Below are 18,206 nucleotides of genomic sequence, written 5' to 3' on the forward strand. Positions count from 1 at the left end.
TTAACGGCCCGGAATCGGACGGTTGATCACTTCGCTCAGTGCCTTGTGGATATATTCGTTTCCGGCAACGACGCTGCCCGTGCCGAAAATGTCCTGTCCACCCTTCATGTCGCTGACGAAACCGCCCGCTTCACGAATGAGAACGAGGCCAGCGGCCATGTCCCAAGGTGCAAGTTCGGCTTCCCAGAAACCGTCGAGACGGCCAGCCGCGACGTAAGCGAGATCGAGCGAGGCCGCGCCGAAACGGCGGATGCCGGCCACTTCGCCCATGGTGTGGCGAAGCTCGACCAGGAACTTGCCGTGGTTGCCACGACCCAGATGCGGAACGCCGCAGCTGACGACGCAATCGGTAATCTGCTTGCGCGCAGCCACACGAATGCGGCGATCATTGAGGAACGCGCCGCTGCCGCGCTCGGCGGTGTAAAGCTCGTCTGTCGCAGGGTTGAAGATCACGCCAGCGACCACTTCGCCATTGCGCTCCAAGGCGATGGAAACGGCGAATTGCGGAATGCCGTGCAGGAAGTTGGTGGTACCGTCCAAGGGATCGACGATCCAGCGATGCGCGCCGTCAGAACCCTTTTCCTCCCCGCCTTCTTCACCCAGAAAGTCGTAGGTCGGGCGGGCCTTCATCAGCTCGTCATGAACGATCTTTTCGGCTTTCAGGTCCGCCTGCGATACGAAATCGCCTGGTCCCTTGACCGAAACCTGCAGGTTCTGCACTTCACCGAAGTCACGCGACAAAGATTTTCCCGCCTTGAGCGCGGCCTGAACCATGACATTGAGAAGGGCTGAACGGGCCATGAAGATGTTCCTGAAAGGTGGCTGAACCTGCTAGCCGAAATTTCCGGCAGGCACGCAAATGCGGTTTCTGATTGAAAGTTTGCGGTTCAAGACCACAAAACGCGCTGGAATTCAAGGTAAAAAGCCGAAAGCTGGTGCCAGGCTCACGCCGGACGAAAGCGGTTGGCAGCCTCGATGGCCTTCTTTTGCTGATCCTCTTCGATGCCGAGATAGAAATCCTCCAACCCCGGGTCTTTCAGACCGGCACGGCGTGACAGCACATACCATTTGGCCGCTTCCACCGGGTCAGGCTTGGTGCCGAGCGCCTGGATGTAGAGATGCGCCACCTTGTTCTGGGCGACGACATTGCCGCGTTGTGCGGCACCGTAGAGCCAACGGAAGCCTTCTTCGAGATTGCGCTCGCCACCTACGCCGTTGACGAGCCAAACGCCGAGATCAACCTGGGCCGTATCGAAACCGGCTTTTGCCGCGCGCGTCAGCCAGTCGCGGGCCTTGGCTTTCTTTTCAGCAGGGATGTCCTTGAGGTTCCAGTAAATCTGCGAAACCGCATATTGAGCATCCGCCACGCCCTTTTCTGCGGATTTCTCGTAAAATGGCAGCGCGGCATGCAAGCCGTTGGGACCGGGCGTCTGCGAGACCAGAATCTGCGCCCAGTTGAACTCGGCCTCGGCATTACCAGCGTCTGCGGCGCGGCGCATATAATCGTCGGCCAGCGTCTTGTCGTGCTTGACGAGTTTGCCTTCCATCAACAGCAGAGCGTATTTGAACATGGCAACGGCGTCACCGCCTTTTGCTCCCTGCTCGTACCAGAAGGCTGCGGTCTTGTCGTCGCGGGCAATGCCGAAGCCGCGTGACATCATTTCCGCCACCAGCGTCTGCGCACTCGCATCGCCGTTCTGGGCGCGGGTCAAGGCCTTTGACAGCGCCTGAACGTATTCACCGCGCTGGTAATGACCATAAGCCTCATCGACCTTGCCGGTGAATTTCTTCTCAGGCGGCAGGGCTGGCAGCTCTGCTCCCATGCGCTGATAGACATTGACGCCGCCGGAAGGCTGCAAATCCTTTTGCTCTTCGGTCACGACCCGACCCTTGCGGATCGGTTCGGCGTCCGCATTCGATGGCCGCGACAACACGTCCGGTGCCGTTTTGTTGGCAGGGCCGAAATCCGTATCTTCGTCCACCGGCGTCGCATCCGCTGGCGGAGCCTGCGTCCCGAGGCCGGGCAGCAGATCAGACTGTGCGGGCGGCGGGGTTTGCGCCAACACCACATGCGGCATCACCGCCCAGGCAACGGCAAGGGCAGACACAGACAGACGAAAACGAAGCGAGCGAGCGATCATCGCCTGTATCAACCGCCAAACCGTGGCGCTTTTTCGTCAAGCAGCGCATTCGCTTCAGCCACCGCCTGCGCAGGACCTCCAGCATGGCTGAACACACCCAGACGCAAGGCTACGAATTCAACGCCCGTTTCGGCAACGGGAATGACCGAAGCGACGTCCGAACCGCCCATGATGATAACGGGGATCTCGATCATGGAGGCCCACCATTCGCCCAGCGCCATGTTCTTGGGGTGCGCTTCCGGCTTGATATCGCCTTCCAGCTTGCCGAAGAACATGTAGTCGGGGTTGCTCTCACCCTGCTCCAGCGCCTTGTGGCGATCGTCCGCATTGCCGCCACCAACGATGAGTTTTGGCGAAAAATTCTCGACGGCTTCGGAGAGTGCATCTGCCCCGCCGATGACGTGCAGGCCATCTGCCTTGACGCGGCTGGCTGTGCGGCTATCGCCTGCGACGAGCGCTGCGGCACCCGCTTCCTGAACGATCGGCACCAGCGTTTCGGCCAGTTTCTGGAAGCTCGCATCATCAAGACCGTATTGCGGAATGATAACAGAAGCGACATCGCCACCACGCAGCGCGTCTTCCAACGTCTTGGCCTGATGGTCGGCATCGTCGTGAGCAGGAACGATCAGAACGAGTCGGCAGCGATCTCTAGGTGCAGTCATCGGTTTTTCCATTTTCCGCAGACAGGACGCTTCCCGCGCAATCTGCACTCGTTTTCATGTCATACTTCCGATAAACCGGACAGGCGAAAGGATCAACCGTCCATCCATGCTAGCTGATTTCCATTTTTTCCTCGTTGCCATCCCCGCAGTCATCCTCGTCGGCCTTTCCAAAGGCGGACTGGGCGGCGCTTTGGCGCTGATGGGCGTGCCTTTGATGGCGCTGGCCGTGCCGCCGGTGCAGGCGGCTGCGATCTTTCTGCCCATTCTCGTGGTCATGGATATCGTCGCGCTGATCGCCTGGCGCAAATACAATCACCGCCAGACCCTGTTGATCATGCTGCCGGGAGCGATTGTGGGCATAACGCTGGGCTGGGCGATGTCGAGCATGATTTCGCCCGATGCCATGCGTCTGGTGGTGGCGAGCGTCACCATTATCTTCGTGTTGCGCTATTTCTATGAAGCTTACAGAACCTCTCGCGGCGGGCTGGAAACACCCGCGAAAGGCCAACGGCCGGTTAGGGCGACGATCTGGTCCAGCCTTTCGGGCTATGCCAGCTTCGTGGCACATGCGGGCGGGCCGCCATTCCAGATTTACGTGCTGCCGCTGAAACTGGACCCGAAAGTCTATACCGGAATGAGCGTTCGCTTTTTTGCGATCATGAACGCCATCAAACTCATACCCTATTTCGCGCTGGGGGCGCTGGACGCCACCAACCTCACCACATCAGCCATGCTGCTGCCGGTCGCCATGGTTGCGACCTTTGCCGGGGCGAAAGTGGTGAAATACATGAAACCGGCAATCTTTTATCCGCTGATGTACGGCATGGCCTTTCTGGCCGCGCTGAAACTTCTCTGGGACGGACTACCGATCTAGAGACCGGGACACGCGCTCAAACAAAAGGCCCTGATCGCGAGAGCAATCAGAGCCGGGCTTTCAGGCTGCGACGTAAACTATACTGACGTCAGGCAACAAAGATATGGTTTGATCAATGCGTGGTGGAGGCTTGCAGCCTCTGCATTTCGTCCTTCAGGCGCAGTTTTTTGCGTTTAAGATCCACAATCTGCTTATCATCCGAAGAGGGGGAAGCGAGAACGGTTTCGAGCTCCTCCTCAAGAGCACCGTGTTTCTTTTCCAGCGATGCTATATGAGCCTGAATGGTCATGCGGCACGTCCTTCCTTGTTGAACCTACCTCCAGCGCTCCATCGCTGGAGTTTCAGGTTTACGACACCAATGTGACATGGAACGCCCAGCTTGTCGAAGGCAGAATCAAGGCAATATCTAGGCAAAATGCGCATTAGGGAAACTTCCCGTTACCGTCATTTGATGGTACAGGCACCAAGAGCGACAACAAAATGGCCGGATGGCGGTCCGGTTGTATCATATGGGGATAAACAGATGCCCGATCAGGACCACGCTGATGTCAGGCTTGCACTCGCAAGGCTGCGGCAGGAGCATGAAGACTACGATGTCGCGATCAATGCGATGATCCAGACCAATTGCGAGGCATTGCGCATTCAGCGGATGAAGAAGAAAAAGCTGGTCATCAAGGACAAGATGACTCAGATCGAAGACCAGATTATTCCTGATATCATTGCCTGATACGGAGAGACCGTTGAGCACAGAGACACCGCCCGTCGCCATCATCATGGGAAGCCAGTCCGACTGGGAAACCATGAAAAACGCAGCCGACACGCTGGATGCGCTGGATGTGGAATATGAAGCGCGCATCATTTCCGCCCACCGCACACCGGAGCGCATGTTCAGTTTCGCCAGCGGCGCGCGTGACGAAGGCTTCAAGGTCATTATCGCCGGTGCCGGTGGTGCGGCCCACTTACCCGGCATGACGGCTGCGCTGACGCCGCTTCCGGTTTTCGGCGTTCCCGTGCAGTCGAAGACCATGTCGGGGCAGGATAGTCTCTATTCCATCGTGCAGATGCCCGCAGGCATCCCGGTCGGCACACTCGCCATCGGCCGTGCCGGTGCCATCAACGCCGCTTTGCTTGCCGCAGCCGTGCTCGCACTATCCGACGAAGACCTCGCGGACAGGCTGGACGAATACCGCGCCCGCCAGACGGCAGCCATTGCCGAATATCCCATGGACACCCCGCAATGACATCGGGAAGGATTGGGAAATCTGGAACGATCGGCATTATCGGTGGCGGTCAGCTTGCCCGTATGCTGGCCATGGCGGCTGCCCGTCTCAACTTCCGCACCATCGTGCTGGAGCCGCAGGCAGACTGTCCGGCAGCACAAGTCTGCAACCGCCAGATCGTCGCCGCTTACGATGACGAAAAGGCGCTGGCCGAACTGGCAAGCGTCTGCGATGTCGTCACCTACGAATTCGAAAACGTTCCGGTGGTTGCCGCGCAAACACTGGCTGCTTCCGTTCCCGTCTATCCACCGGCGCAGGCGCTCAGTGCCTCGCAGGACCGGTTGACGGAAAAACGTTTCCTGAATGATTGCGGCATTCCCACAGCCTACTTCCGGCAGGTTGATGACCAGGCGAGTCTTGAGGCGGCCCTGTCCGATTTCAGTGGCAAGGGTGTCCTGAAGACCCGCCGCATGGGCTATGACGGCAAGGGCCAGCGCGTGTTCAAAGGTGGCGAAGACCTGACCGGTGCCTTCGACGCGCTGGGCGGCGTGGCGCTCATCTTGGAAAGCTTCGTTCCGTTCGAACGCGAAGTGTCGATCATCGCCGCACGCTTTCAGGACGGCACGGTTACCTGCTATGACCCGGCAGAGAATGTGCACCTCGGTGGCATCCTGCACACTTCGACCGTTCCAGCACTGCTTTCCGACACCGCCAAGGTTGTTGCCGTAGAATCGGCGGAGAAGCTGCTCAGCGCGCTCGATTATGTCGGCGTCGTCGGCATCGAATTCTTCGTGCTGCCGGATGGATCGCTGGTGGCCAATGAAATGGCACCGCGCGTGCACAACACCGGCCACTGGACGGAAGCGGCTTGCGTCGTCTCGCAATTCGAGCAGCATATTCGCGCCGTCGCAGGGCTTGCCCCCGGCTCCACGCAGCGCCATTCCGACTGCGTGATGACCAATCTCATCGGCGGCGACATCAACGACGTGGCGCAATGGCTGGCCAAAAAAGACTGCCTCGTGCATCTCTACGGCAAGACGGAAGCGCGCACGGGCCGCAAGATGGGCCATGTGACGGAGCTGATGAACCCCGGAAAACCAAGTCTTTCCCGGCAAAATATGGCTTAGCGTGTTGACAGGCTGGGACTGACAAGGTATTTGCCTGCCAACCGAAAAAAGCGCGCCCTCGTAGCGCGTTTTTGATTGTTTATATATGCGTGGCAAGAAGCGTCACGCCAAACTGCGGACCAGAAAAATGAAGATCAAGAACTCGCTCAAAGCGCTTAAGGCCCGTCACCGCGATAACCGTCTGGTTCGCCGCAAGGGCCGCGTCTACATCATCAACAAGATGAACCCGCGTTTCAAAGCTCGTCAGGGCTGATTACCGGTTGCATGCGTGTCCGCCCGGTCGAGGCGGATCACATTGTTGATAGACTACAGAATTTGATTTCATAATTGGCGCAGGCGGATTATCGTATTCGTATGCGCCAATTTTGTTTTCATACGTTTCTCATTGCCTGCCTCGGAACCGCTGCCCTCAGCGCCCTTCCCGCCTTTCACGTTTCCGCTGCCCATGCAGCCGATTCGGAAAAGCCAGCGCAAGCAGCTGTAGCGCCTGACAATCCGCAAAGCGATTCCGTTGGCAACCTGTTTTCCAGCCTGAAAAAAGAACGTGATGCCCAAAAGGCTCGCGTCATCGCCAACGAGATCGTCGGCGCGTGGACGGATTCCGGCAGCGCGACCATCAACCTTTTGATGAAATGGGCGGAAGAAGCAGCCGACGAGAAGCGCAAGGCCGCAGCCTACGACTTCCTCGACCAGGCCATTCTGCTGGAGCCTGACTATGCGGAAGCATGGTACCGTCGTGCTCTGGTGCATTTTGCCGATGGAGACACTCGCAAGGCGATGTCGGACCTGAACCAGACACTGGAAAAAGAGCCGCGCTATTTCCCTGCACTCGCCAGTCTCGCCAATATTCTCGAAAGCACGGAGCGCAACGAACTGGCGCTGAAAGTGTGGGAACGCTATCTGGCGGTCTACCCCGCCGACAAGGACGCCCAGAAAGAAGCTGGCGACCTTGCGGAGAAGCTTGCGGGTACGCGCAGCTAAACCAGTTCCGACTTACGCCACGCCGATGCGCAGCAGGTCGTGGAAGTGCACGAGGCCGATGGGGCGGTTGTCTTCATCTACTACGATCAGCGCGCCGATATGATGCTTTTCCAGCGTCGCCAGTGCGGCTGTTGCCAAAACGCTCTTGGTCACGGTTTTCGGCTTTACCGTCATGATCTCATCGACAGAGAGTTCCGAGAGATTGCGCGTCAGATTACGCGCCATGTCGCCCTCGGTGACGATGCCGCAGAGGCGGCCATCCTCATCCAGAACAGCCACGCAGCCGAAATGCTTGCGCGCCAGAACGCCAACTGCTTCCGGCATGGGCGTACCCTTGGAAACCAGCGGCAGGCGCTCGCCCGTATGCATGATGTCGCCGACCAGCGCGAGGCTGGCACCGAGTTTTCCACCGGGGTGAAACACACGGAAATCACCCGCCGTGAAACTGCGCGCTTCCAGAAGAGCAATGGCCAGCGCATCGCCCAGCGCCAGTTGCATCATGGTCGATGTCGTCGGTGCCAGGCCATGCGGGCAGGCTTCCTGCTCATCGGGTATCAACAACACGATATCGGAGGATTTTGCTAGCGAGCCCTGCTGCGTGCAGGTCATCGCGATCAATGGAATGGAAAAGCGTCTGGTGTAATTGATGATGCTGCGAAGCTCGACACTCTCGCCACCTTTGGAAATGGCCAGCACCACATCATTGCCGCCGATCATGCCAAGGTCGCCGTGATTGGCTTCCGCCGCATGGACGAAAAAAGCGGGCGTTCCCGTTGATGCGAAAGTGGCTGCGAGCTTTGAGCCGATATGACCACTTTTACCGACACCGGTGATGATGAGACGTCCATCGGAGTTGCCGATGGCATCGATGGCCTTGCAGAAACCATCGCCAAGGTCGCCCAGAAGCGCCTGTTCCAAAGTAGCCAGGCCGTTTTTCTCAATGGAAACGGTCCGCAACGCGGACTCAACGGCATGGTTTTCAACCAGTGTGACAGCTCTCGTAATCATGCTCGGACTGATACTCTTTTCGATAAACCGTGTCTATTGGCCACGCGCGGCGACGTCGCCAATAAATTAAGAACTCTTTCAGCGTGCCATCTTCTTCTTGCCGACAGGCAGATCAACAGGGCACGCGCCTGCGTAATGCGCATCGATCGTAAAGGTCTGCCCCTCCTCCTGACCCGTTTTACCGGTGAAAACGGTCGTCGACTGAACGCGATAGTCTTTCTGAAAATCGCCCGAAAACTCCACGAGAAGCTTCACCTTGCCGGTCGAAGCAGACTCGCAATAGGCAAAGACTGTCTGGCCGTCTGCGGTCGTCTCCGTATGCGCGACTTGGCACTCCTTGGCAAAATTGTCCCAAATATCACTGTCGATGACGTTGTCATTGCTGTCCCCTACGCAGGCCGACCAGTTTGCAAACGGGTTGTCCTTAGAGGTTACCACCCACAGTCCGGCCTTGCGAGGTGGCGGCTCTGAATCAGCGGTCGCAATTGATGGCAGCACTGCCAAACCCACGACATAAGCGGCGTATCGCAAAAGCCTGTTCAATTTCGCATTTCCTTGGTTGTCGTAACTCGTCCAGCGCTCCTATAGACGAGGCAGCGTATCCATTGAAGAGCACAGGCGTCTCCGACGCCTTTTTACAGAACGTTAACCATAAAATAACCCGGTGCGGGCAAACTGCCTTTTCATTACGGCACTGCCGGTACGCAAAATCTGCGAAGAAAAACATATGCTTATGGCTTGTAAAAGCTGGCATATGCGGACAATGGCAGACTTGCTCTCGGCATTCATTTGGTCAGAACCGGATAGAAACAAGCATGGTTTTTCACAGCACCGCAAGACGTCTGCCGACGTGGCGGAAAGCAGCCCTGATGCTGCTGGCTTGTACCGTGCTGTGCCCGGCAACGCTTGGTTTCGCCCAGTCGACAACCCAAACGCAGGCAACTCCGACCGCCAGAACCCTGACCAGCGCCGACCCCTTCCTCGGTCAGAACGACCTTTCAGTTATCGATCCGGATAGTGCCAGCCGGCAACCGAAAGCCCCCGTCGCGACCGACACGGTTACGACAGGCAGTACTCGGCCGCTGTCCAATCCGGGCGAAGCAATCCCCGAAGATAGCGACGAAGCGATCGAGCCGGTCGATACGCGCGAAAATACCTTCGAGACGACCGTCGATGGCGGAGAGAATGCAACGATAGACGATGGCACGCCGCCAGGCATCCGCATCGGCACACTCACCCTGCGCCCATCGATCAGCCAGACGTTGAACCACGAAAGCAAGACCTTTCCTGGTGGTTCGACCAGCCGAAATTATCTGACGACCGGTATTCGCGGTACGCTGACCAGTGATTGGTCCCGCCACGCACTGACGGTAACCGGCGATGGTGCCTACCAGCGCAATCTCGGTGGCAGCAGCGCAGGCGAAGAGCCGAGCGCCAATATCGCCGCAGACCTTCGCCTTGATCTGGGTGATGGAACGCAGGCCAACCTGACCGCCGGATACGCTTTCAGCCGTGAAGACACCAACGATCCCAACGCCGTATCAGGTGCATCCGTCCAGGGTGGCGAACATATATTCACGGCCGGCGCATCGGTTGAGCGCAATGTCGGGATATTGAAGGCACTCGCAGCACTTGACCTCTCGCGCACCGTTTATACCGACGCAAAAGGCGTCAACGGCCAGGCCATCAGCCTCGCTGACCGTGACCGTTATGGCGCGGATATCAGAGGCCGTGTGGGATACGAGCTTTCCCCTGCCCTCATTCCATTCCTGGAAGTCACGGCGGGCCTGACAAATTATGACCAGAGCCGGGATACCACCGGCTATGAACGCTCGTCCCAATCCTACGGGGCAAAGGTCGGTGCGCAGATCGATCTAGGTGAAAAGCTGAAGGGTGAAGCTGCTGTCGGCTATCTGCGCAAGGGCTACGACGACAGCAGACTGTCCGCTATCGATGCTTTGAACGTTGATGGCAACATCGTCTGGTCGCCGCAGCGTGGCACGGATGTCAGCTTCGGACTTCGCACGACGATCGAAGATTTCGCTGGCGGATCACGCGGCGGCTGGATTTCCCGGCAGTTCACCACGGGTCTGACACAGCAACTGCGCAGCGATCTCGTAGCACGCCTGACGGCGGGCATAGAACGCCGCTCCTACCTCACCTCCAGCCTCAACGACGAAACGGAATATGTCGCCGGTGCCGGGCTGACCTGGAGCATCAACCGCTATCTCGATCTGACCACCGACATCGCTTACGAGGTAACGCCGGTTACCGACAACCGCACATGGCGGATCGGAGCCGGGCTGGTTTTAAAGCGGTAACGGTGATCGGCATGCTGTCCCTCATGCTGAGGCGTTTTGTCTGCAAGACAAAGCCTCGAAGCATCATTTTAATCCTCATTCCCGGCCTGCATCCTCGCCCTTCGAGGCTCCTCCGGAGGACCTCAGGGTGAGGACGCGATCGCTGCGGATCAATAGAGAGTGGCGCTGAAACGAAAAAACCCGGCGCGACGGCCGGGTTTCTTGTCACTTGATGGCTTGCAGCAAGCAAACAGCCTTACTTCAGTCGGCTGACCAGCTTCTTCAACGGCTCTTCGATGGATGGCCGAATATCCGCACGTTCCAGAGCGAACGCCAGGTTGGCGAGGATGAAGCCATCCTTGGCACCGCAGTCGAAGGTTTCGCCATCAAAGCGATAACCGGCGAACTCCTGGCTCTTGGCAAGCGACAGCATGCCATCAGTCAACTGAATTTCGTTGCCGGCACCCCGTTCCTGATTTTCCAGAATGTTGAAAATCTCAGGCTGAAGGATGTAGCGACCGTTGATATAGTAATTCGACGGTGCAGTTCCCTTGGCAGGCTTTTCCACCATTTCAGTGATCTTGAAGCCTTCACCTACGGTTTCGCCAACGCCGACGATGCCGTATTTGTGCGCCTGGTCCGGCTCACATTCCTGAACGGCGATGACGTTGCCGCCGGTCTGGTCATAGAGATCGACCATGCCCTTGAGGCAGCTTTTCTGAGAGTGCATGATCATATCAGGCAACAACACGGCGAAAGGCTCGTCACCGACGATATCGCGTGCACACCAGACCGCGTGGCCAAGACCGAGCGGAACCTGCTGGCGTGTGAAGCTTGCCGTACCTGCTTTTGGCAGAATGTTCGACAGAAGCGTCAATTCGGCATTCTTGTTGCGCTCGCGCAGCATCTGCTCGAGTTCGAACTGGATATCGAAATAATCTTCGATAACGCCTTTTCCACGGCCCGTAACGAACACGAAATGCTCGATACCGGCTTCGGCGGCCTCATCCACCACATATTGGATGACAGGCTTGTCGACAACGGTCAGCATTTCCTTCGGAACCGCTTTGGTTGCAGGCAGGAAACGCGTTCCAAGACCCGCGACTGGGAAAACCGCTTTCCGAATTTTTTTCTGTTCTACCACACATCCCTCCTCAGAGATTCACTGGAGCATTAATTGCACACGACTTTGTTATTTAAAAAGTGGCAAACTTTTGTAAAGGGTGACGATACCTTTGGTTAATGGTAAAGAATTTGTTGACTTTGAGTTGGTATTACATCGATGAGCCCGATGCGTATCTCGCTATCGAAATGACATTCGAGAGAAACGAAAGACTGCCGATGAAAAAGCTGATCCTTTCCACCGTCCGTAAATATGGCTGCATGGCACTTGCGGGCATTGCAATTGCCCTTGCGCCTGCAACAGCGAACGCCGACGCAGGCTTCAGACAATGGATCAACCAGTTCTATACCACTGCCGCCAAAGAAGGCATCAGCAAATCGACCTATCAGAAGGCTTTTGCAGGCGTTGACGAGCCGGACCCGGATGCCCTGCGCAAGGCGACCTTCCAGCCAGAATTCACGACGAAGATCTGGGATTACGTCGATAGCCGCGTGAACCCCTATACGGTCCGCATCGGCCGTGAAATGAAGATGAAGCACGCCACGACCCTCAACTGGATCGAGCGCAACTTCAAAGTGGACAAGCACATCATCCTCGCCATCTGGTCGATGGAGTCCAATTACGGCGCAGTTCTGGAAAAGCCGGAACGCCTGCACAATATTCCGCAGGCCCTGGCGACCCTTGCCTATTCCGACCCCAAGCGCGGCAAATTTGCACGCACGCAGCTGATCGCGGCACTGAAGATTCTGCAAAATGGCGATGTGACACCGAAGCAGTTGACCGGCTCCTGGGCTGGCGCGATGGGTCATACCCAGTTCATCCCCACCAGCTACTTGCTTTACGCTGTCGATGCTGATGGCAACGGCAAGCGCGACATCTGGCACTCCATTCCCGATGCTTTGGCAACCGCCGCCAATCTTCTGGCCAAAAACGGCTGGGAACCCGGCCGGACCTGGGGTTATGAGACCGCCGTACCAACCGGTGGCGCTCGCTATGAAGGCCAGACAAAGAGCATGGCTGAATGGCAGAAGCTCGGCTTCGCTCGCCCCAACGGCAAGGGTTTTCCACGCGGTGCTGACCGGGCCATGCTGAAGATGCAAGGCGGTGGCAACGGCCCCGGCTTCCTGATGACGAAAAACTTCTTCACCATCAAAAAATACAACGCCTCCGACAGCTACGCACTGGCCGTGGGTCTGCTGGCCGATGAAATTGCCGGAACTGGTGGTATGCAGCAACGCTGGCCGCGCCCGGACAACACGCTGGATGTAAAAGAAAAGTTCGAATTGCAGACGCGCATGAAAGAACTCGGCTATTATGACGGCGAAGTGGACGGCAATTTCGGCTCTGGCTCCAAGGCTGCGATCAGCGCCATTCAGCGCCGCATGGGCATGGAAAACGATGGCGAACCATCGCGCATGCTGCTCCGCGCCCTGCGCAATTGACAGACTTTGCCAACGGCACCAGAATTAGAAAAAAATAAAGAACCGTCCGGGAGGTTCACGCCGTGGTGACACAACGCAAAGGCACTAAATGGAGCAAAACACGGCGCAGTGGTGCCGTGTTTCTTGCGCTGGTCATCTGCCTGCCGGTCGTTTCTCAAGATTCGCACGCACAGGAAATGCGTGAGCGTCGCACCCTGTTCGAAATGATGTTTGGCAGCCCCATCCGGCGCGATGACCGCATGTACGAACCGGAACGCGGCCAACAACAAAGAATGCGGCGTCCACCACCGCAGCGCGACAACCGCGCCGTGACCCGCCCACCTGCACCCCGCAAAACGCCATCGGTAGTACAGATGCGGACGGAAAAGCCCGGCCCTGTTGCCAAGCTTGAAAACGCCCGCCGCGTTCTTGTCATCGGCGATTTTCTGGCAGGCGGCATGGGTGAAGCGCTGGTTTCCACTTTCGAAAGCTCCCCCGCCATCACGGTGGATGTCCGCTCCAACGGCTCATCCGGTCTGGTGCGCACGGATTATTACGACTGGTTTTCCAATCTCCCGCAGTTCATCAAGGAAACCAGCCCGGCCACAATCGTCATCATGATGGGCTCCAACGACCGCCAGCAGATGGCGATCGGCGATGTGAAAGAAAAATACGGCACCGATCTCTGGCTCAAGGAATATGAGCGGCGCATCGATGCATTGATTGCCCTTGCCAAGCGCCAGCAGGTGCCAGTTCTCTGGGTCGGTCTCCCCGCGTTCCAATCGCCATCCCTCACGGCTGATTTCGTCAGCTTCAACCGCCTCTATCGCAACCATATCGAAAAGGCTGGCGGCGAGTTCGTGGATGTCTGGGATGGTTTCGTCGATGAAGCCGGCAAGTTCGTAACAACAGGCTATGACGTCAACGGCCAGCAGGCACGCCTGCGTGAAGCCGACGGCATCGGCATGACCCAGGCGGGCAAGCAGAAACTCGCCTTCTACGTCGAAAAATTCGTGCGCCGCCACCTGGATGGGGCAGGCCCAGACCTGATGAAACTCGACGGCAGCAACCTGCCCGCCCTCACCTCGCTCCCCGCACTCGGCATCGACGCCCAGCAAGTCCGCACCCAACCCATCAGCTTGACCGACCCCGACCTCGACGGCGGCGACATCCTTCTAGGAGGAAAAACGCCCCCCAAACTCTCCGTCACGGAATCTCCGCGCGAAAAACTCACCAAACCCGGCCTGATGGACGACGCCCCGCTAGGCCGCGTGGATGATTACCGCATGCCAGCACCAGCGGAGACGGCGGCGAAGTAGTAGAGATCGTTCGGTCGAGGCCGAAGCATCGAAAATGAAAAATCTTATAGTGTCGACCCATCGAAATCTTTCAGAAAGAGACTGAAATGGGCGACCTGCCAATTTATCTACCCGGAATATTGATGGCGTACTCCGCCTTCCTACTCGGGATCGCTAGTCCCGGACCAAACGTGCTGGCTGTCATTGGCACATCTATGAGCGTCGGTCGAACTCCCGCCATGGCACTTGCACTTGGAATAGCCACCGGCTCATTTTGCTGGGCCGCTCTAGCGGTCGCAGGGTTGTCCGCATTGCTCTCGACCTATGCGATGGCTTTGATTGCCATAAAAATTGGCGGGGGTCTCTATCTCCTATGGCTCGCGTATAAGGCTTTCAAATCAGCGTCGTCAAAACATGATGTTGAAGCCAAAGAACTGTCAGGGGGCAGACGCACGCTCTGTGGGTATTGGTTACGAGGCGTCACCGTTCAAATGACAAACCCAAAAGCAGCCCTGACTTGGGTCGCAATCATTTCGCTCGGGCTGGCAGACAACGCACCTAACTGGGTCGGCTTGGTCATTGTCATTGGAACATCGATCTTGTCGGTGATCATTCATCTGCTCTACGCGATTGCGTTTTCAACGCCGATCATGGTCAGGCTCTATTCTAAATCGCGACGCGTCATTCAGGCTACGCTCGGTGCTTTCTTCGCGCTCGCAGGCATCCGGCTTCTGCAAGCCGGACGTAGAGAACCGACACGCGGTTAAAACATCACGGAGACGACAACGAAGTCCGTTGCTGTTTTCGACATGTCACAACGTGGCCAGTATCTTCTCCCGTTCCACCCTTGACCGCTCGATGCGGTTTCTCGCCTCAGTCACGATCTCTGGTGCGGCCTGCTTCGGCGTTCCGGCATGGAAGGGCGGTGCTGGCGCATATTCGAGGGACAGTTGAACCACCTCTGCTTCACGCTGTCCGAACAGTTCAGCAATCACGCTCAGGCCAAAATCGATACCGGATGTCACCCCGCCAGCTGTGATAATATTGCCGTCCCGCACGACTCGTTCGTGCACTGGTGTCGCACCAAACCGTGTGAGGAAATCCATCGCATTCCAGTGCGTGGCGGCGTTTTTGCCCTTGAGAAGCCCGGCAGCGCCAAGAACCAGTGATCCAGTGCAGACGGACGTGATGTAACGCGCACCCTTTGCCTGTGTTCGGATGAATTTCAGGACCACCTCGTCCGTCAAAAGCGCATTGATGCCACCACCGCCCGGCACGCAAAGCACATCGAATTGCGGGCATTCATCGAACGTCGTTGTGGGGGTAAACCCCAATCCGGTGACGGACATCACGGGGTCGCGGCTTTTCCAGACCAGATCGACTTGCGTGCCTTTGGCTGACGCAAAAACCTCATAGGGACCTGTCAGGTCCAACTGCTGCACGTTAGGGAACACCAGAAATCCGAAGCGCACTGTCATTGTAACTCTCCTGCTTGACTGCGCATAGAATAACAGATCAACATTTGGCCTTATTGCCATTAACCCCACGGTTTCAGCCAAATGTTGCGTCGTATCGAAATCCTGAGTTATCCCCAAGTGCAACTGCTTGATGTTGCCGGACCATTGCAGGTATTTGCCTCGGCCAATGATCAACTGCGTGCCATTGGTGCTGCACCCGCCTATGACGCAGTGGTTGTAGGCAAGGTAGAGGAGGTCACGACCTCTTCGGGACTGAGCATCAACGTGCAGCCACTCAAAGACATGCCACCGACAATGGACACCCTTATCGTTCCAGGCGGTTGGGGCGTATATGAGGCGTGCGAGGACGAAACATTGCTGGCGTGGGTCAAAGACCGTGCGGCAACCGCCCGGCGGACGGCTTCTGTTTGTAGTGGCGCTTTTCTGCTAGCAACAGCAGGGCTTCTGGATGGAAAACGGGCCGTAACTCACTGGCATCGATGCCGGGAATTTAAAGAAAAGTTCCCCCTTGTTCGGCTGGAGCCGGACCCGATTTTTATTCGCGATGGCGATATCTGGACATCAGCAGGTGTTACGGCGGGAATAGACCTTGCTCTGGCATTCGTCGAGGCCGATCTCGGTTACGAAGCCGCACTTTCCGTTGCCCGCCAACTGGTGGTTTTTCTCAAGCGTCCGGGCGGCCAATCGCAATTCAGCGCGGCTCTTACTTTGCAGGACAATTCCGGGCGTTTCGCACATTTGCATGCATGGATCATGGAAAACCTGCAAAAACCACTAACCCTCGCCGATCTGGCAGACCAGTGTGCCATGAGCGTGCGCAGCTTTTCGCGCCACTATCGACTGTCCACAGGGTCGACACCTGCACAGGCTATCGAAGAATTGCGCCTTGAAACGGCGCGACGCCTGCTCGAACAGGGTACGCAGGTGAACACCACCGCGAGGCGGTGCGGTTTCGGAGCGGAAGAAACAATGCGCCGCGCATTCCAGCGCCGCTTTGCCGTCAGTCCCCGGGCCTACCGTGAACGTTTTCTGGCATAGCGTCTTCACCAATAAAAAAGCCTCCGAAGGGTAAACCTTCAGAGGCTTTTTCTTTAATCACAGTCGCTCAACGCGGCAGAAGCGTCTCGCCCATCAGCGCCTCATCGATCGCACGTGCGGCCTGACGACCTTCACGGATGGCCCAAACGACCAGCGATTGGCCACGGCGCACGTCGCCAGCGACCCAGAGCTTGTCGACCGAAGTCTTGTAGTCCTTGTCGTTGGCAACGACGTTGGTGGAGCCGCGGCGGTCGGTGTTGAGCGTCAGCTTGCCGTCGAGTTCCTTCAGGACGCTGTCTGTAAACGGGCCGGAAAAGCCGATGGCGATGAAGGCGAGATCGGCCTTGATAATGAATTCCGTGCCGGCAATCGGCTTGCGCGCATCATCCACCTGGCAGCACTTTACGCCTGTCAGCACGCCGTCTTCATCGCCGACAAACTCCAATGTCGCCACTTGGAACTCGCGCGCCGCGCCTTCGGCCTGCGACGAAGAGGTGCGCATCTTGGTCGCCCAATAGGGCCAGACGGCGAGCTTATCTTCCTTCTCCGGCGGCATCGGGCGAATGTCGAGCTGGGTGACCTTCACCGCGCCCTGACGGAAGGCCGTGCCGACGCAGTCCGATGCGGTATCACCACCGCCGACAACCACGACATGCTTTCCGCCAGCCAGAATGGGATCGGATGGCCAGCCGATACTGTCGATGCTTTCGCGACCGACGCGGCGGTTCTGTTGGACGAGATACGGCATGGCATCGTGAACGCCGTGGAACTCCGTGCCGCCGATACCGGCAGGACGCGGGGTCTCGGAGCCACCGCAATACAGAACCGCATCGTGATCCGCCGTAAGCGTTTCAACGGTCACATCGACGCCGACATTAACGCCGTAATGGAACGTCACACCCTCGCCCTTGATCTGCTCGACGCGGCGATCAATGAAGTTCTTTTCCATCTTGAAGTCAGGAATACCGTAACGGAGCAGACCGCCCGCCTTGGATTCACGCTCATAGACATGCACATCGTGACCTGCACGACCCAACTGTTGCGCAGCCGCCAGACCGGACGGGCCGGAGCCAATGATGGCAACCTTTTTGCCGGTGTGAACCGTCGCGGGCTTCGGCACGATGAAACCAAGCTCGTAGGCCTTATCAGCAATCGCCTGCTCGACCGTCTTGATCGCGACGGGCGCATCTTCGAGGTTCAGCGTGCAGGCTTCCTCGCAAGGTGCGGGACAGACACGACCGGTGAACTCCGGAAAGTTGTTGGTGGAATGAAGGTTGCGGATCGCCTCCTCCCAGTTGTTGTTATAGACCAGATCGTTCCAATCGGGGATCTGGTTATGAACCGGGCAGCCGGTCGGGCCGTGGCAATAGGGAATGCCACAGTCCATGCAACGCGCCGCCTGCTTCTGCACTTCCGGGTCCGACATGGGAATGGTGAATTCCCGGAAATGGCGAATACGATCCGATGCCGGCTGATACTTGCCAACCTGACGGTCGATCTCCAGAAAACCTGTAACCTTGCCCATGCTTCAGTTC

At 57.6% G+C, this 18,206-nt stretch carries 20 protein-coding genes; 11 read left to right on the top strand and 9 right to left on the bottom strand.

Translation table 11 applies throughout. The features are described 5' to 3' along the window. The 3 genes from DSM25558_RS17500 to DSM25558_RS17510 all read right to left on the bottom strand — a co-directional run bounded on the left by DSM25558_RS17500 (position 1) and on the right by DSM25558_RS17510 (position 2,803). A complete protein-coding gene (locus DSM25558_RS17500) occupies positions 1 to 801 on the bottom strand; it encodes an inositol monophosphatase family protein (protein WP_067650808.1) in 801 nt (266 codons plus the stop codon). Positions 802 to 944: 143 nt separating this feature from the next. Next, complete coding sequence (locus tag DSM25558_RS17505; protein WP_371480142.1) at positions 945 to 2,141, bottom strand: tetratricopeptide repeat protein; 1,197 nt, start codon at positions 2,139 to 2,141, stop codon at positions 945 to 947. A gap of 8 nt (positions 2,142 to 2,149) precedes the next feature. After that, on the bottom strand, positions 2,150 to 2,803 hold the full coding sequence (locus tag DSM25558_RS17510) for a thiamine phosphate synthase (protein ID WP_077105978.1): 654 nt from the start codon (positions 2,801 to 2,803) through the stop codon (positions 2,150 to 2,152). A gap of 106 nt (positions 2,804 to 2,909) precedes the next feature. Between DSM25558_RS17510 and DSM25558_RS17515 the strand changes: the two genes are divergently transcribed. Further along, positions 2,910 to 3,677 carry a sulfite exporter TauE/SafE family protein gene (locus tag DSM25558_RS17515; protein WP_077105979.1) on the top strand — a complete coding sequence of 256 codons (768 nt, stop codon included), beginning with the start codon at positions 2,910 to 2,912 and terminating at the stop codon, positions 3,675 to 3,677. A 112-nt stretch (positions 3,678 to 3,789) separates the two neighbouring features. Here the strand turns inward: DSM25558_RS17515 and DSM25558_RS17520 are convergent, their stop codons facing one another. Then, the gene (locus DSM25558_RS17520) at positions 3,790 to 3,966 is read right to left on the bottom strand and encodes a YdcH family protein (protein WP_077105980.1); all 177 of its coding nucleotides are present in this window, start codon (positions 3,964 to 3,966) and stop codon (positions 3,790 to 3,792) included. 234 nt (positions 3,967 to 4,200) lie between these two features. Between DSM25558_RS17520 and DSM25558_RS17525 the strand changes: the two genes are divergently transcribed. The 5 genes from DSM25558_RS17525 (at position 4,201) to DSM25558_RS17545 (ending at position 7,005) form a co-directional block, all read left to right on the top strand. Further along, on the top strand, positions 4,201 to 4,404 hold the full coding sequence (locus DSM25558_RS17525) for a YdcH family protein (RefSeq protein WP_077105981.1): 204 nt from the start codon (positions 4,201 to 4,203) through the stop codon (positions 4,402 to 4,404). Between the two features lie 46 nt (positions 4,405 to 4,450). Beyond that, positions 4,451 to 4,918, top strand: a complete 468-nt coding sequence (gene purE / locus DSM25558_RS17530) for a 5-(carboxyamino)imidazole ribonucleotide mutase (protein ID WP_045228442.1) — start codon at positions 4,451 to 4,453, stop codon at positions 4,916 to 4,918. Beyond that, positions 4,915 to 6,024, top strand: coding sequence for a 5-(carboxyamino)imidazole ribonucleotide synthase (locus DSM25558_RS17535; protein ID WP_077105982.1), 1,110 nt, complete (start codon positions 4,915 to 4,917; stop codon positions 6,022 to 6,024). Before purE ends, DSM25558_RS17535 begins: the two co-directional genes overlap by 4 nt. 127 nt (positions 6,025 to 6,151) lie before the next feature. Beyond that, the gene (ykgO, locus tag DSM25558_RS17540; RefSeq protein ID WP_007607121.1) at positions 6,152 to 6,277 is read left to right on the top strand and encodes a type B 50S ribosomal protein L36; all 126 of its coding nucleotides are present in this window, start codon (positions 6,152 to 6,154) and stop codon (positions 6,275 to 6,277) included. A gap of 101 nt (positions 6,278 to 6,378) precedes the next feature. Continuing rightward, positions 6,379 to 7,005: a tetratricopeptide repeat protein gene (locus DSM25558_RS17545; RefSeq protein ID WP_200800776.1), complete on the top strand. Its 627-nt coding sequence runs from the start codon at positions 6,379 to 6,381 to the stop codon at positions 7,003 to 7,005. A gap of 12 nt (positions 7,006 to 7,017) precedes the next feature. Here DSM25558_RS17545 and DSM25558_RS17550 read toward each other — a convergent pair whose 3' ends face one another. After that, entirely contained in the window at positions 7,018 to 8,013 is a 996-nt protein-coding gene (locus DSM25558_RS17550; protein ID WP_077105983.1) for a KpsF/GutQ family sugar-phosphate isomerase, read from the bottom strand. Positions 8,014 to 8,091: 78 nt separating this feature from the next. Beyond that, complete coding sequence (locus DSM25558_RS17555) at positions 8,092 to 8,556, bottom strand: DUF3617 domain-containing protein (protein ID WP_077105984.1); 465 nt, start codon at positions 8,554 to 8,556, stop codon at positions 8,092 to 8,094. Between the two features lie 272 nt (positions 8,557 to 8,828). On the opposite strand from DSM25558_RS17555, the gene DSM25558_RS17560 reads away from it, so the two are divergent. Beyond that, positions 8,829 to 10,334, top strand: coding sequence for an outer membrane beta-barrel protein (locus tag DSM25558_RS17560; protein WP_077105985.1), 1,506 nt, complete (start codon positions 8,829 to 8,831; stop codon positions 10,332 to 10,334). Positions 10,335 to 10,569: 235 nt separating this feature from the next. Here DSM25558_RS17560 and galU read toward each other — a convergent pair whose 3' ends face one another. Further along, entirely contained in the window at positions 10,570 to 11,457 is an 888-nt protein-coding gene (gene galU, locus DSM25558_RS17565) for a UTP--glucose-1-phosphate uridylyltransferase GalU (protein ID WP_077105986.1), read from the bottom strand. Positions 11,458 to 11,654: 197 nt separating this feature from the next. Between galU and DSM25558_RS17570 the strand changes: the two genes are divergently transcribed. From DSM25558_RS17570 to DSM25558_RS17580, 3 genes are all read left to right on the top strand, one after another. After that, entirely contained in the window at positions 11,655 to 12,878 is a 1,224-nt protein-coding gene (locus tag DSM25558_RS17570; protein WP_077106031.1) for a lytic murein transglycosylase, read from the top strand. Positions 12,879 to 12,943: 65 nt separating this feature from the next. Further along, positions 12,944 to 14,176 carry a DUF459 domain-containing protein gene (locus tag DSM25558_RS17575; protein ID WP_077106032.1) on the top strand — a complete coding sequence of 411 codons (1,233 nt, stop codon included), beginning with the start codon at positions 12,944 to 12,946 and terminating at the stop codon, positions 14,174 to 14,176. A gap of 122 nt (positions 14,177 to 14,298) precedes the next feature. Then, positions 14,299 to 14,922 carry a LysE family translocator gene (locus DSM25558_RS17580; protein WP_244554246.1) on the top strand — a complete coding sequence of 208 codons (624 nt, stop codon included), beginning with the start codon at positions 14,299 to 14,301 and terminating at the stop codon, positions 14,920 to 14,922. Between the two features lie 45 nt (positions 14,923 to 14,967). Here the strand turns inward: DSM25558_RS17580 and DSM25558_RS17585 are convergent, their stop codons facing one another. Then, positions 14,968 to 15,633 carry a DJ-1/PfpI family protein gene (locus DSM25558_RS17585; protein ID WP_077105988.1) on the bottom strand — a complete coding sequence of 222 codons (666 nt, stop codon included), beginning with the start codon at positions 15,631 to 15,633 and terminating at the stop codon, positions 14,968 to 14,970. 81 nt (positions 15,634 to 15,714) lie between these two features. On the opposite strand from DSM25558_RS17585, the gene DSM25558_RS17590 reads away from it, so the two are divergent. After that, complete coding sequence (locus tag DSM25558_RS17590) at positions 15,715 to 16,671, top strand: GlxA family transcriptional regulator (RefSeq protein ID WP_143240150.1); 957 nt, start codon at positions 15,715 to 15,717, stop codon at positions 16,669 to 16,671. A 67-nt stretch (positions 16,672 to 16,738) separates the two neighbouring features. Here the strand turns inward: DSM25558_RS17590 and DSM25558_RS17595 are convergent, their stop codons facing one another. Beyond that, positions 16,739 to 18,196, bottom strand: a complete 1,458-nt coding sequence (locus DSM25558_RS17595; RefSeq protein WP_077105989.1) for a glutamate synthase subunit beta — start codon at positions 18,194 to 18,196, stop codon at positions 16,739 to 16,741. Positions 18,197 to 18,206 lie beyond the last annotated feature (10 nt).

This window comes from Agrobacterium sp. DSM 25558 (genome assembly GCF_900100825.1).
Taxonomy (GTDB): Bacteria; Pseudomonadota; Alphaproteobacteria; order Rhizobiales; family Rhizobiaceae; genus Agrobacterium.